Raw genomic sequence first — 14,171 nt, 5'->3', positions numbered from 1 at the left:
TGCTCGGAGAGACGGACGATGTCGAAATCGGGCAAGATTCAGGATGCGGCCGCCGCCGCTCTTTCCGCGATCGAGGAGGCGCTCGACCTGGGCGCGCCCCCGGCCGCGGAAAGCGCTGCGCCCAAGACGGCGGCGCCCAAGATTGAAACGCCCAGGATCGAAACGGCCAAGATCGACGCGAGGACGGAATCGGCCACGAGCGATTACCGGCCCGCGACCGCCAGCGCCGCCGACATCGCCCTGGCCATGTCGGCGCGCAAGCCCGAGCGCAGCGAGCCGCCCAAGCCCTCGCCCGTTGCGCCCGCCATCGCGCCGGCCAATGACGACCGCCGCACAGTGGGCGAGTTACGTGCTGCGCTGCAGATTCAGCCGAACCGCGGCATTCTGGCGATGACCTTCATGTCGATCGCGCTGTGGGCGGTTTGCTGGACTCTTTATGTCTATTTCCATCGCGGCGAGATACTCGACGCCGACGGCTCGTTCTTCGCGCCCAAGCCGCTTCTCACCATCGCCGCGCTTCTCGGGCCGACGATCTTCCTCTTCATCACCGGGCTCATGGCGCGCCGCGCCCATGAAATGCGGCTGATCGCCAATTCCATGACGGAAGTCGCGATCCGCCTGATCGAGCCCGAGACCATCGCCACCGAACAAGTCGTGTCGCTCTCGCAAGCGATCCGTCGCGAGGCGGCGTCCATGGGCGACGGCATCGAGCGCGCTCTGGCGCGCGCCGGCGAACTCGAAGTGATCGTGCGCACCGAGGTCACCAATCTCGAACGCTCCTACACCGAAAACGAGCGCCGCCTCCGCCAGCTCATCGACGAATTGACGCGCGAGCGCGAAGCCATCGTCGTCAACGCCGACAACGCCCGCACCGCCCTTTTCGGCGCGCGCGATGCGCTTTCGCAGGAACTCGCCGCGACATCGGCGCATCTCGCCGAGGCAGTGAGCGACGCCGGCGCGCGCGTTACCTCCTCGCTCGGTTCGAAGGGCGAGGAAATCAAACTCGCGCTCGAGAATGCGGGCGACAATTTCGAAGCGACTCTCGCCTCCCATGGCGATAGGGTCGTCGGCGTCCTGACCCAAACCGGCGACGTCGTCGCTCTCAAGATCGCAGGCGCTAGCGACGAGGTGACCCGGCGCTTCACCGAAGGCGTGGAAGACGTCGGCGTCAGGCTGCAAACGACGGGCGACGCGCTGGCGATCGATTTCGGCGCGCGCAGCGCGGCGCTTCTGGAGCGTTTCGAGGAGCTGGGCGTGCATTTCGCCGAGTCGATCGGCGATCAGGGCGACCGGCTGGCGATTCGTCTCGCCGAGAGCGGTTCGGCCATAGAGGAAACGATCCGCGTTCAGGGCGGCGCGCTCGACAAATCGCTGGCGGAGACCACTGAGCGTCTCACCTCCAACGTCTCGCAACAGGTCGACGAAGCGAGATCCACTTTCGAAGGCGCCGAAACCCGTCTGGTCGCCCTGCTGGAGGAAACCAACGCCAGGGCCCACGAGACCTTCGAGGAGCGTGGCAAGGCGCTCTACGACTCGCTGACCCAGAGCCTCAGCGATACCGCGGCCACGCTCACGGAACAGGCCGAAACGCTGCAGCAGCGCTTCATCGGCGTCGCGGGCGACGCGGTTTCCGCGCTCGGCGCCCACAGCGACCGTGTGAACGAGACGCTCGCCGAGCGGCTCGAAAATTTCGAGCGCATGGTGCTCGACCGCGGCGAGAAGATGATCGATCGCGTCTCCGAACGCGGCGGCCAGCTCGAAACGACGCTCGCCGAGCGGCTGGCGGCTTTCGAAGACGCCGTTGTGAAAAACAGCGCCGACGCCGCAATGCGCGTCGCCGAGCATGGCGACCGCGTCAGCGCGGCCTTGAACGAAGGCCTCACGGTTTTCGAGGAGACCTTCACGCGCCAGGGCGACGAAATGACCGCCCGCATCGCCGAGCGCACGGAGCAAAACGCCGCTGCGCTTTCCGAGCGGCTCGCGGCGTTCGAAGAGGTCTTCGCCACGCGCGGCGACGAGCTTGCGTCCCATATCGCCGAACATGGCGACCGCGCTGCGAGCGCGCTGACGGCGCAGCTCGACGAATTCCAGGGCGCCATTGCCCGGGGCGCGGAAGACATGGCGGCCCGCGTCGCCGAACGCGCCGAATATGCGACCACGACTTTGTCGGATCGCCTTGCGGCCTTCGAGGCCGCCGTCGCCGAGCGCAGCGACGAGGCCGCCACGCGCCTCTCCGAGAATGGCGCGCGCGCCGCGGCGACGATCGCCGAGCAGCTCGCAAACTTCGAGACCGCGGTCGAGCTGCATGGCGAGGAGCTGACCTCGCGCGTTTCGCAACATGGCGAGCGCTCGACGGCGGCGCTGGCCGAAAGGCTTGCCGCTTTCCAGGAAGCGGTGGCGGCTCAGACCGAGACGGTCGCCGCCCGCGTCACGGAGCATGGCGATCGCGCGCTCGGCAATCTGTCGGTCGGACTCGCCGCTTTCGAGGACGCCGTGCTCCAGCGTAGCGAAGCGATCGCCGCGCGTCTTGCGGAACAGGGCGGCCGCGCCTCCTCCGAGGTCGCCGAGCAGATCGCCGCCTTCGAGGCCGCCGTCGCCCATCATGGCGCGGATGTCGCCGCCCGCGTCGCCGAACATGGCGAGCGCGCCACGACAATTCTCGTCGATCGCCTCGCCGCTTTCGAGGAAAGCGTCGCGCGCCGCACGCAGGATATTTCCGCTCTCGTCGCGCTGCATGGCGACAGCGCCAATGAAGAGCTTACCCGCCAGATCGCCGCTTTCCAGGAAACGGTCGAGCGCAGTCGCGAAGAGGCCACGGCGCTCGCCGCCGCGCATGGCGAGAAGGCGTCGTCGGAGCTCAACCGCCAGATCGCCGCGCTGGAGGAGACGGTCGCCCGCAGCAGCGAGCAACTGGCCTCTCTCGTATCCTCGCATGGCGACCTTGCAACGAGCGAGCTCGGACGGCAGATCGCCGCCTTCGAAGAGACCTTCGTCCGTCGGAGCGAAGAAGCTGCGGCGCGCGTCTCGGAACATGGCGACCGCGCGCTGAACAATCTGTCGGTCGGCCTGGCGTCTCTGGAGGACGCGATACTGCGCCAGAGCGAGAATGTGACCGCCAGCGTCGCGCAGCATGGCGGCCAGGCCGCCGCCGCCATCACCGAAGGCCTCGCCGCCTTCGCGGAAGCCGTGACCCGCTTGAGCGGCGAGGCCGCCGCGCGCGTCGCTTCGAAGAGCGAGGAGGTCAGCTCGGCCTTCGCACAGGGGCTCGCCGCCTTCGACGACACATTCTTGCGCCAGGACGAGATCGCCCGCCGCGTGCTCGATCAAACCGCGGCGACCGGCGATAATCTCGCCGCGCAGTTGCAGGCCTTCGAGACCGCCGTGCAGCAGGCAAACGCCGAAACCGCCAAACGCCTCGAAGAGGAAAGCGCCCGTATTTCCGGCACGCTCACGTCAGGGGTCGGCGCTTTTGAAGACACTGTGAAGCGCCATAGCGACAGCGTCTCCACGCTGGTGGCCGAACATGCCAAGCGCGTCGACGAATTGCTCATGGAGCGGATGAGCGCTTTGGAAAACGCCGGCGAGTTCCTGGCGCGAAGCATGGACGAAACGCGGGAGCGCGCCGTCGAGGCGTTCGAGGCCCATGGCGCGGCCTTGCGCGATAATTTGCAGCGTAGCGTCCAGGAAGCGGCGACGGTTCTCGCTGAAAATACCGACGCCATACAGGAACGCTTCACGACGACCGCGAGCGACGCGGTTCTTGCGATCGCCGTGCAGGGCGAGCGCCTCAACGAAACGCTCGCCGAACGCCTCGTGGCCTTCGAAAACTCCGTCCTCTCGCAGGGCCAGGAAGTCGTCGGCGCGCTTGCCTCGCATAGCGAACAAATCGCCGCGACGCTCGGCGAGCAGCTCGGTCAGTTCGAGAGCGCTTTGCTGCGCGACGGCGGCGTCCTCGCCGATCGCGTCGCCGATCATGCCGCAAAGTTGAGCCAGGACGTCGCGGCGCGGCTGACGACCATCGAGGAAGTCATCGGCGCGCGCGGCGGCGAGTTGGTCGAACATCTCGCGGCGCGCGCTGAAGACGCCGACGCGCGCATCGGCGCGCAGACCGAACGCTTCGTCGCGAGTGTGGACGATCGCCTCAACGCCATCGACCAGACGATCGCCACGCAGGGCGGCGCGCTGGTCGATCGCCTCACGGCGCAGACCGATGCGTTCACCTCCCGGATCGGCGATAATTCGCGCCATTTCGCGGCGGAGATCGACGCGCGGCTGAGCGCCCTCGACGACGCCGTCTCCTTGCGCGGCGCCGCGCTCGTCGAGCAGATCGCCGCGCGGTCCAACGAGATGACGGCCCGCATCGGCGAGACCTCGCAGCAGCTCGCGCAGCAGATCGACGCCAAGCTCGGCGAGCTCGACCAGACGGTCAACGCCCAGGGCGGCGCTTTTGCCGACCGGATCGCCGAGCAGATCGACCAGTTCTCGGCGCGCATCGGCGACAACTCCCGCCACTTCGCGACGGAGATCGACACGCGCCTGGAGACGATCGACGACGCCATTTCGGTGCGCGGCGGCAAGCTGCTCAGCGAATTGGACTCGACCACGGTCACGGCCTTCTCGCGGCTCAGCGAGCAGGTCGGCAAGCTCGCCGACGAGGTCACCTCCAAGCTCGACGCCATCGACAATGCGCTCGGCGAGAAAGGCGAGCAGCTCGTCGAGAAGCTCGGCGCGCGCGCCGAGAACATCGCCGCGACGATGTCGAGCAAGATCGAAGCCTTCGAGACCGTCAGCGACGCGCGCACCCGCGAGGCCGCGCAGCGCATCGAGGAACTCGTCAAGCATATGGACGCGGGCCTGGGCGTCGGCGGCCAAAAGCTGCAGGAATCCCTCGCCAATCATGCGCTCGAGATCGCCCGCGTGATGGGCGAAGGCGGCCGCGAGGTCGTCAGGACGCTCGACGAGAAGATCAAGGACGTCGATTCGACGCTCGTCGCCCGCTCCAGCGAGATGGCGCAGACGCTGTCCGCCAAGGCGTCCGAGATCAACGAGACGCTCGACGGCCGCGCCAAGGATCTGGCCAACACGCTCGACGGCCGCATCGAACTCTTCGAGAAGAATGTCGTCGCGCGTCTCGGCGCCGTCTCGTCCGAAATAGACGATCGCGGCCGCGAAGTCATCGAGTCGGTCACGTCGCGTCTGCAGGACATCAACCACACGCTGGCCGAAGCGCGCCGCGAGCTCGACACGACGATGCATGCGCGCACCGGCGACCTCGGCCAGGCGCTCGCAGAGCGGGTCGGCGAAATCAGCGGCGCCCTCGATGAGCGGCTCACGCAGATTCAGACCGCGCTCGACACGCGCATGGCGCAGATCGAGACCACCTTCGGCGAACGTGGCGGCGCGGTGACGCAGGAGCTGGCGAGCGTCGGCGAATTGGTCGCCAAGACGATCGAGACGCGCGGCGCCGCCATCGTGCGCCACCTCGGCGACAAGCGCGAGGAGCTGACCCAGGCGATCGACCAATCGACGTCCTCGCTGACGGCGGCGCTCGACGCCGGCGCGGAGAGCTCGATCGGCGCCCTCGTCGCAATGAACGAGAAGATCCGCGCCGAGCTGCCGACCTTGCTCGACAAGCTCGGCCAGACCAACACGTCGCTGCACGCCATCATCGACAAGACGGGCGGCAATCTCGTCGCTCTCGAGCGCGAACTCGGCGCCCGGGTCGGCGAATTCCAGCAAGCCGTCGAAGCCGTATCCGACCAGGTTCGGCGGATGGGCGACGTGGCGGGGGGGACCGTCAACAATGCAAGCGATCTCGTCGACGCTTTGGGCGAACGCGAGCAGGCGCTGGCGCAGAGCACTGAGCGGCTCGCGCGGACCCAGCAGGCGCTCGACACCGCCTTCGACGCGCGTCAGCGGTCGCTGGAGAGCGTCATGTCCCTCGTCGAGCAGAAGCGAAGCGAGGTCGAGAATGTGATGGCGACCTTCGCGCAGAAGATGGAGCAGACCTTCGAGGCGATCGAAAACCGCTCGCAGGAGATCGGCGGCGCTTTGTCCGCCGCGACCAATGAGACGGCCAATCTCGTCGAGACGCGCTTCGCCAATCTGCGCTCCACCGCGGAAAACCAGCGCACGGAGACCGAACAGGCGCTACGCGCCGCCTTCGGCAACGCCAATGAGGAGATCAACCGCCTGTTCTCCGAAGCGAATGCGCGCTTCCAGTCGACGGCCAACGACATCCGCAACTTGTCGCGCGAAATTCATCGCGAGCTGGAGGAGACGCGCGAGGAAGTGCGGCGCGGCGCCACCGAGCTGCCGCGCGAGACCGCCGAGCAGGCCGCCGCGCTCCGCCGCGTCGTCGGCGATCAGGTGAAGGCGCTGAACGAATTGACGGACATCGTCGCGCGTTCGGGCCGCGTCTATGACGTCGCCGAGCAGGCGCCCCCCGCCGGTCGACGGACATTCGAGCCGGCGCAACAGGCCGAAGCGCCGAAGCCGCGGCTCGCGGCGGCGCCCGCCCCCGCCCCGGCTCCCCGCACCGCCCAACCGGCGCGCGACGGGCAAGGCGGCTGGTTGACGGACCTCCTCGCCCGCGCATCGCGCGAGGAAGCGCCGCAAAAGCCCGCCGCCCCCGCCCAGACGGCTTCTCTACGGCCGACGCGCCAGCAGAACGGCGGCGCGCTCGACAGCCTCACGCTCGACATCGCGCGCATGGTCGACAGCGCAGCGGTCGCGGAGCTGTGGCGGCGCTATCAGCGCGGCGAGAAGGGCGGCCTGTTCGGGCGGCGGCTCTACACCGCGCAGGGCCATCAGACCTTCGAGGAAATCCGTCGCCGCTACAGCGTCGATCCGGAGTTCCGCGCGACGGTGGATCATTATGTCCGCCACTTCGAGGAGCTTCTGGTGGAGACGAGCCGCGGCGACCGCGAAGGCGCCAAGGCGCTCGATCTGCTGACCGGCGACGCCGGCAAGGTCTACACCATGCTGGGCCACGCCGCCGGGCGCTTCGATTAAAACGGCGCGGCGCGGGGAACAGCCCGCGCCAGCGTTTCCAAGCGGCCGGCTCGGTTGTCGACAAACGCCCGAGGCGGCCTCTTCCTTCGAGACGCGAGCTTCGCTCGCTCCTCAGGATGAGGCCTAAGTGTTCGGCGCAGATGCAGAAGCCCCTCATGCTGAGGAGGCTGCGCAGCGGCCGTCTCGAAGCACGAGGGGCGTCATCGCCACTTTGCCCCCAGCGGCCATTCGCTCCAACGAATGGCCGCTTTTTATTGCCCGCCCTAACCGAGTGCTTGTTCGAAAGCGGCCTCGGCGCGCAGGCTCTCGAGATCGCGCCCCAGCGTCGCCACCGCGAGCTTGCGGCCGCCCTGCCAATAGGCGACGGCGCAATCGCCGGAGGCCGGATCGCCCGATACCTCGCAGCGATCCCACTGCGGCGCATGGCCGACGTAGGAGATCGTCTGATCGTAATGCTGGCTCCAAAAGAAGGGCGCTGCGTCCAAACGCTCGTTGAAGCCCAGAATATTGCGGGCCGCGGTCTGCCCCTGGCGCTCGGCCACGACCCAATGCTCGACTCGGATGCGCTCGCCCGTGATCCGATCCGGCCAGCGCGCAATATCGCCCGCCGCATAGACGCCCGGCGCGCTCGTCGCGAGATACTCGTCGACCAGCACGCCTTTATCGACGGCGAGCCCGGCCCGCTCGGCGAGTGACAGGTTCGGCCGCACGCCGATGCCGATAACGACGAAGTCCGCGGCGACAGCGGCGCCGCTCTTCAGCGTCAGAACGCCGTCGCCGATCTCCGTCACCGTGTCCTCGAGGTGGAAGACGACGCCATGCGACTCGTGCAGGCGCTGGATATGCGCGCCAAGCTCGGGGCCGAGGATGCGCGCCATAGGAACCGCCTCCGGCGCGATCACATCGACCGCAAGGCCGCGCGTGCGCAGTGAGGCGGCGACCTCTAAGCCGATGAAGCTCGCGCCAACGACCGCCGCGCGGGATGCGCCGCCGCAAGCGGCGGCGATTCGGTCGGCGTCGGCGAGTTGGCGCAGGTAAAAGACATTGGGCCGGTCGGCGCCCGGAATCGGGAGGCGTACGGGGTCCGCGCCCGTCGCCAGCAGCAAGGCGTCGAAACCGACGCTGGAGCCGTCATCGAGGGTAAGTAGCTTCTGCGAAACATCGAGCGCCGTCGCCTGCCGTCCCAGATGCAGCACGACGCCATTGTCGTGATACCAGGCGGGTTCGCGCAGCGGCAGCCATTCGGGCGGTGCCGACCCGGCGAGATAGTCCTTGGAGAGATTGGGCCGATCATAGGGCGCAAGTAAATCGGCGCCGATCATCTCCAGCGCGCCGTCATAGCCCTCCGCGCGCAGCCTATGGGCCGCCGCAAAGCCCGCCGCGCCAGCCCCTACGATGACGATTTTCTTGGGCGCGCGCGTTGGAGCGGGTTTCGTCATCGGGGCGGCTAATCGCTCGCGGGCGAAGACTTTGCCGTCGACCTCTTCCACCCGCCAGCGCGGCAGCGAATCGAAAGCCGGCGCGCGAATCGCTTCGCCGGTGCGCAGGCTGAAACAGGCATGGTGCCAGGGGCATCTGACCGTTTCACCGACGATGAGCCCTTCGGCGAGCGGCCCATGATAATGCGTGCATTCGGCGCCGACGACGAAGACCTCCGCCCCCTTGCGGACCATGATCGCGGCCGCGCCGTCGATAGAGCCGCGTAACGGGACGCCCTCATCGAGCGCGCTCAGCGCCACGCCCTTGGCGAAATCCGGCTGCTCTGGCTGTCCGCTTTCAGACATTTTGTGCCTCCCTTTTGCGCGGACCTGAACGTGGCCGCCCATGAGAGAAAGTGGGACGGCGAAGCAGGCCGGCAAGCGAGCCTTTGTGATCACCTCGCCGAATCAATCATTAAGGAGCGCGTCTCGGCGTCGTCGAGGCCTTTGCCGCGGCGACGCCGGTTAACAAAAGGCAAATTTCTCAAGATTGCAGTCCTGTCAAAATGTGACATCACAGCAACATATCCGGACAATCCGTCAGCTTTGCCTATTCATTAGGCAAATGCAATTCGGATAAGCTTGAACGAAGTCTTCGCGGGAGCTGATATTCATGCAGGTTTTTTATCCAGACCGGAGTTCCTGGCATGAAATGGTATAGTCTTCCCGTTGTGACTGCGGCGTCGCTCGCGGCCGGCATGGCCCTCGCGGCCGACCTGCCGAACAAGAAAGCGGCCGTAGTTCCCGCGCCGCCTCCGGCATGGCTCGATACGCTCACCATCGACGGTTATGTCGAGGGCGGCATCGCCATCAACTTCAACCAGCCTTACAACAAGCTGAACTGGGGCCATCTCTACACCGATCGCGCCAATTGGCCGACGTTCAACGGCGCTGTTCTGACCGTGCAGCGCCCGATCGACCCCAAAGCGACGTCCTATGACTTCGGCTTTAAAGTCCAAGCCCAGATCGGCGAGGACATGCGCTACAACCATACTATCGGCACGACCGATTACTGGATCCACGACCGCACGCAGTTCGGCTTCCTGGAGGCCAACGTCCAGGCGCACCTTCCCTGGACGAGCTACATTTCGCAGGGCGGCGTCGACGTAAAGGCCGGCATATTCCCGACGTATAACGGCGCCGAGGTGATGTATGCGAAGGACAACCTCTTCTACTCGCACTCGTACATCTTCAACTTCGGGCCCTTCCTTCACACCGGCTTGATGACCACGACGCATGTGCGCGAGTGGCTCGACGTTTATGCGGGCGTCACCACGGGCGTGAACACCTTCATCGGCTGGCCGGGCGACAACAACAACTCGCCGTCCTTCCATGGCGGTTTCGGCCTCAACCTGCTCGACGGCAATCTGACCATCCTCGGCATTGTTCACCACGGCCCGGAAAACCCCGTGCAGCGTGGCAATCCCGCCATCGCCTTCGCGCCCCTCCCCGGCATGACGCCGCTCACCTGGCCGAACACGCCGATCGCCTGCGTCTGCGATCCGAATACGGCGAACCGCACCTACACCAACCTCACGACGACGTGGAAGGTGACGGAGAACCTCACGCTCATCACGGATATGGCGTATAATCGTGAAAGCGGCTGGAACCCGATTTCCACGGTCACCGGCATCCCGCAGAATCTCTACGGCAGCTTCGACACCCTCGCGGCCGGCGTGAATCCGGCGTGGCCGGGCCTCGCTGCGCTCCCGCAGAAGCCGCAGGGCGCCGAGTCCTACGCGATCGCGCAATATGCGTCCTACAAGGTCAATGACCTCCTCAAGATCAACGGCCGCATCGAATATTACCGCGACAACAAGAACTTCTTCGTCGCGGGCTTCCCCGGCTACTTCGACGCCGCGAACTTCCTCCACGGCTACCCCTGCTACTCCTGCCAGTTCGGGCCCGCCAATGTCGGCACCAGCTATCTGGCGCTCACCCTCGGCGCGACGATCACCCCGGAGCTGCCGAAGCTGCCGATCATCACCGGCTTGATCCTGCGTCCGGAATTCCGTTGGGACACCTCGGTCAACGGCACGCAGCCCTTCTTCCGCGGCCAGAACACCGGCAACGGGATCGCTCGCAGCTCCTCGCAGGGCATGTTCAACATGGACGTGATCATCCCCTTCTCGCTGCTCTGAGCGAGAGGCGCCTCTCCGGCGCTCGCGAAGCGAGCGGCGGGGACACCAAAAAATCAGCCGGCGACCTTCGGTCGCCGGCTTTGTTTTTTGACAAATCTCCGCGGCGGCCTCGTCCTTCGAGACGCGAGCTATGGTCGCTCCTCAAAAGTGATTCCCGTTTCCGTTTGAACAGCTCGGATCGCCATTTGTCATTCCCGGCGGACTGAAAGCCCAACCGGGAATCCAGAGCCACAAGAGCGTTGGTTTTGCCCAGAGCCCGTCATTGCGAGCAAAGCGAAGCAATCCAGGGCGGCGATGCGGCCCTGGATTGCTTCGTCGGCTCCGCCTCCTCGCAATGACGGCGGTGGTTTCCTGCGTGTCCAAACGGCGCGAGCGTCGGGAATGGCGCCGAACCAATCGAGCGCATCTCGTTCGCTATTGCGGCCGCTCATCCTGCGGCGCCGCCTCTTCCTTCATGACGACCTCGACGTCGGCGTCCTTGGTCGACTGAACGCGGAAGGTGTTCTGATAGGTTTTACCGTCGTGCCGCGCGATGGCGACATATTCGCCTTCCGCCAGGACGAGCGAGGGAAAAGCGCCGATCAATTCGCGAATGACGTCGCCGCCCGGCGTCAGCACGGAAAAGCTGGTGTTGGCCAGCGCCTCGCCTCCCGGCGCCTTCACGAGCTTGAGGGTGATGGCGGCGGCGTGATGCTTGAGCGTCGCCTCGATCAGCTTGCCGGCGGGGACCTTCAGATCGGCAGTGACGACGGAGTTTGTCGTATTATTGCCGCCCTGCGCGCCCTGGCTCGTATCGAGCAGGGTCGAGACGATATGATAGGCCCCCTCGGGCAGGCAGATCACCTCGTCGCTTTTTGCGTTGGCGACCACCAGCTTGGCTTCTGCGTTTCCGCGCTCGGGCACATAAATCGAGATCGCCAGGCGCTGCGATGGAATCTTCGTCTCGCCGAGCATATCGACGAGCTTCAAGCCGCCGGCGTTGAGCGGCAGCCGCTCGGCGACGTTGTGGCCCTCCACGACGACGCGCCGCGTCGCGCCCGCCAGGCCATAGGCCGCATGCACGACATAGGCGCCGTCCGGCAATGGCAGGGTCGGCGTCGCTTCGTCGGATTGCGCGACGAGCTTATGGGAGCCATCCGGCTGGGCGGCCTCCTCGAAGACGCGCCACACCATGCCGGAGCGGACCGTCTGCGAATCATTGGCGCCGAGCGTCGCGCTCAAGCGCAGCGTCGCTAAGCCTTCCGTATTCGCGGGCGCCGTCGGCGCCGGAGATTGCGACGGGGCCGATGGCGCGGGCGGGAGCTGCCCGCGCCGGGCAAGCGCCGGATCGGTCGCGGCCGGCAGGGCAAGCGCCACGGCGAGAATAGGGCCAATCCTGCGGAAGTCTTTTCTGCTCATCGCCCGTTCTATTGCGCCGATCATGGCCTTTTGTCGATTGCGCCGCCAAAGATCGCCTCGATCGCGACGATCTCGGCCTCGGAAAAGGCGATGACGCCCGCAAACCCCTCACGCCGGAGCGCCGCGAGCGCGCCCTCGCCTGACGCTGGCGCCACATCGAGGGCCGAAACGCCCGCCGCCGCAGCGCCGAGAACAAGAAGCGCCCGCGCCGCCACCCGGGCCTGCGCGCCGCCCGGCAGCGCGCTCTCGTCCATCGCCAGCGCGGCAAGACGGCGCGAGGCGCCCTTGTAGCGGCCAAGCTGAAAGACGGCGGCCGGCGTCTGCGCAGCCAGCGCAACAATCGCCAGCGCGCCGGCCGGCAAGCCGGCCTCTGCCTCCCTGACAGAAAGCTTGACGGAAAGCCCCTGAACGTCGCCGCGCCCCTCGCAGCCTTCGAGGAAAACGCCGTCGAGGCCCGCGCAGACGATTGCTTCGAGGTCGCCGTCGATCTCAGCGCCTGTCACAGGCGCGACTTGCGCAAAGAGTCTCGGCCGCCCGGCCCGCATCCGAGCCGTCTCGACAAAGGCCCGCGCCCGCGTGCGCGCATCGTCGCGAGAAAGCGCGCCGCCGAGGCGCAGCAACAGCGCGACTGCGCCGCTATCGAGCGCGCGCATTGGAAGCGGCCCATCGGCCGGAAGAACGAGCACTGAGTGCATTTGCCAAGTTTTTTCAGACGGTGGCGCCGAGGTTTAAGCGAGAATTTACCATAAATCGCCATTGTTCGTTTACGTAAGCCGCTGCGTTAACGGAGGTCCGAGGCGTCCATGATCGTGCGTAATTTCCTGTCTTGGGCGCAGACGGCGAATGCGGCGCAGCGGGCCGAGGGCGCCGGGGCGCTGGCGCGGGCCTATCTCTACGGCGACATCGAGCCGCAGGAGCGGCGTGCGGCGGAAATCGCGCTGATGTCGCTTCTCGACGACCCCTCGCCGCTGGTGCGGCGCGCCCTTGCCGATAATGTCGCGAGCGCTGTCGACGCGCCCCACGCCATCGTTTCCGCGCTTGCAGCCGACCAGTCGGATATTGCCGCACCCATTTTGTCGCGCTCGCCGCTCCTTACCGAGGCCGAGCTCATCGACTGCGCCGCCATCGGCGACGCTTTCGCCCAGAGCGCCATCGCCTTGCGCGCCCGCGTGCCGGCCGGCGTCTGCGCCGCGCTGGCGGAAGTCGGCGCGCGCGAGGCGGCGATTTCGCTCGCCGTCAACCCCGGCGCCGATCTCCCGGAATTCTCCATGCGCCGCATGATCGAGCGCTTCGGCGACGACGCCGAAATGCGCGAAGCTTTGCTCGCCCGCCCCTGGCTGCCGGCGACGGTCAGGAACGATCTCGTCAAGGCCGCCGCCTCGGCGCTTTCCGCCTTCGTTGTCGAGTGCGGCTGGCTCACCAATGAGCGCGCCGAGCGCCTCTCTCGGGAGGAGCGCGACAAGGCGAACGTCATCATCGTCACGGAAACCGCCGAGCGCGACGGCCGCCAGGGCGTCCGTGATCTCGTCTCGCATCTGCGCGCCTCACAGCAGCTAACCGCGAGCCTCGTGCTGCGCGCGCTGCTCAGCGGCAATCGAGACCTCTTCGAGGCGGCGCTGGTCGAGCTTTCGGGCTTGCGTGAGGAAAAAGTCGCCGGGCTGCTGCGCGACTTCCGCGGCGCCGGCTTCGCCGCGCTCTACAGCCGCGCCGGACTGCCGGAGAAATTCCTGCCCGCCTTCCGCGCGGCGCTCGAAGCCCAGAGAGAATACGCCGACATCCATGGCGGCGAGACACGCCTCTCGCTCATGATGATCGAACGCGTGCTGACCGCCTGCGACGAAATCAACGGCGGCGAGCTCGATCGGCTGATGGCGCTGCTGCGCCGCTTCGAGATGGAAGCCGCGCTCGAAGACGCCCGGATGGAAGCCGCGCGCATCGCCGCCGAGGCGCAAGCGCCCGAGGTTGCGGCGCCCGCCGCCTTCTCCGGCGTGCCGGCCCGTTCGGCGCCGCTGATTGATCTCGTGGCGTTCGAAGCGGAGCTGATGCAGATCGCGGCGTGATCAATGCGCGCCTGAAGGCGCGCGGTCCGGGGCCGCGCGCTTGGACCGCGCGCCTTCAGGCGCGCTAATTTGTTGGCCAA

The 14,171-nt window shown here is 66.8% G+C and carries 6 protein-coding genes; 3 read left to right on the top strand and 3 right to left on the bottom strand.

The window, feature by feature from the left end:
• Positions 1-18 precede the first annotated feature (18 nt).
• Entirely contained in the window at positions 19-7,014 is a 6,996-nt protein-coding gene (locus JJT62_RS08890) for an apolipoprotein acyltransferase (protein ID WP_202072352.1), read from the top strand.
• Positions 7,015-7,277: 263 nt separating this feature from the next.
• On the opposite strand, the gene JJT62_RS08885 is transcribed toward JJT62_RS08890, so the two are convergent.
• A complete protein-coding gene (locus JJT62_RS08885; RefSeq protein WP_202072351.1) occupies positions 7,278-8,798 on the bottom strand; it encodes an FAD-dependent oxidoreductase in 1,521 nt (506 codons plus the stop codon).
• A 341-nt stretch (positions 8,799-9,139) separates the two neighbouring features.
• On the opposite strand from JJT62_RS08885, the gene JJT62_RS08880 reads away from it, so the two are divergent.
• Positions 9,140-10,633, top strand: a complete 1,494-nt coding sequence (locus JJT62_RS08880; RefSeq protein WP_202072350.1) for an outer membrane beta-barrel protein — start codon at positions 9,140-9,142, stop codon at positions 10,631-10,633.
• A gap of 414 nt (positions 10,634-11,047) precedes the next feature.
• Here the strand turns inward: JJT62_RS08880 and JJT62_RS08875 are convergent, their stop codons facing one another.
• Together JJT62_RS08875 and JJT62_RS08870 are read right to left on the bottom strand one after the other, a co-directional pair.
• Positions 11,048-12,031: a hypothetical protein gene (locus tag JJT62_RS08875; protein ID WP_202072349.1), complete on the bottom strand. Its 984-nt coding sequence runs from the start codon at positions 12,029-12,031 to the stop codon at positions 11,048-11,050.
• Positions 12,032-12,051: 20 nt separating this feature from the next.
• On the bottom strand, positions 12,052-12,726 hold the full coding sequence (locus JJT62_RS08870; RefSeq protein ID WP_202072348.1) for an aldolase: 675 nt from the start codon (positions 12,724-12,726) through the stop codon (positions 12,052-12,054).
• Between the two features lie 108 nt (positions 12,727-12,834).
• Here JJT62_RS08870 and JJT62_RS08865 point away from each other — a divergent pair, with 108 nt between their 5' ends.
• Entirely contained in the window at positions 12,835-14,091 is a 1,257-nt protein-coding gene (locus JJT62_RS08865) for a DUF2336 domain-containing protein (protein WP_202072347.1), read from the top strand.
• Positions 14,092-14,171: the final 80 nt, after the last annotated feature.

It is taken from the genome of Methylocystis sp. Sn-Cys (assembly GCF_016745395.1).
Taxonomy (GTDB): Bacteria; Pseudomonadota; Alphaproteobacteria; order Rhizobiales; family Beijerinckiaceae; genus Methylocystis; species Methylocystis iwaonis.
This window is presented reverse-complemented; position numbering and strand designations above follow the sequence as displayed.

What these genes read in the sequence shown, in the direction of transcription:
- JJT62_RS08885 (WP_202072351.1), bottom strand. Translation starts at nt 8,798, where the DNA reads ATGTCTGAAAGCGGACAGCCAGAGCAGCCGGATTTCGCCAAGGGCGTG.
- JJT62_RS08890 (WP_202072352.1), top strand. Translation starts at nt 19, where the DNA reads ATGTCGAAATCGGGCAAGATTCAGGATGCGGCCGCCGCCGCTCTTTCC.
- JJT62_RS08870 (WP_202072348.1), bottom strand. Translation starts at nt 12,726, where the DNA reads ATGCACTCAGTGCTCGTTCTTCCGGCCGATGGGCCGCTTCCAATGCGC.
- JJT62_RS08880 (WP_202072350.1), top strand. Translation starts at nt 9,140, where the DNA reads ATGAAATGGTATAGTCTTCCCGTTGTGACTGCGGCGTCGCTCGCGGCC.
- JJT62_RS08875 (WP_202072349.1), bottom strand. Translation starts at nt 12,031, where the DNA reads ATGAGCAGAAAAGACTTCCGCAGGATTGGCCCTATTCTCGCCGTGGCG.
- JJT62_RS08865 (WP_202072347.1), top strand. Translation starts at nt 12,835, where the DNA reads ATGATCGTGCGTAATTTCCTGTCTTGGGCGCAGACGGCGAATGCGGCG.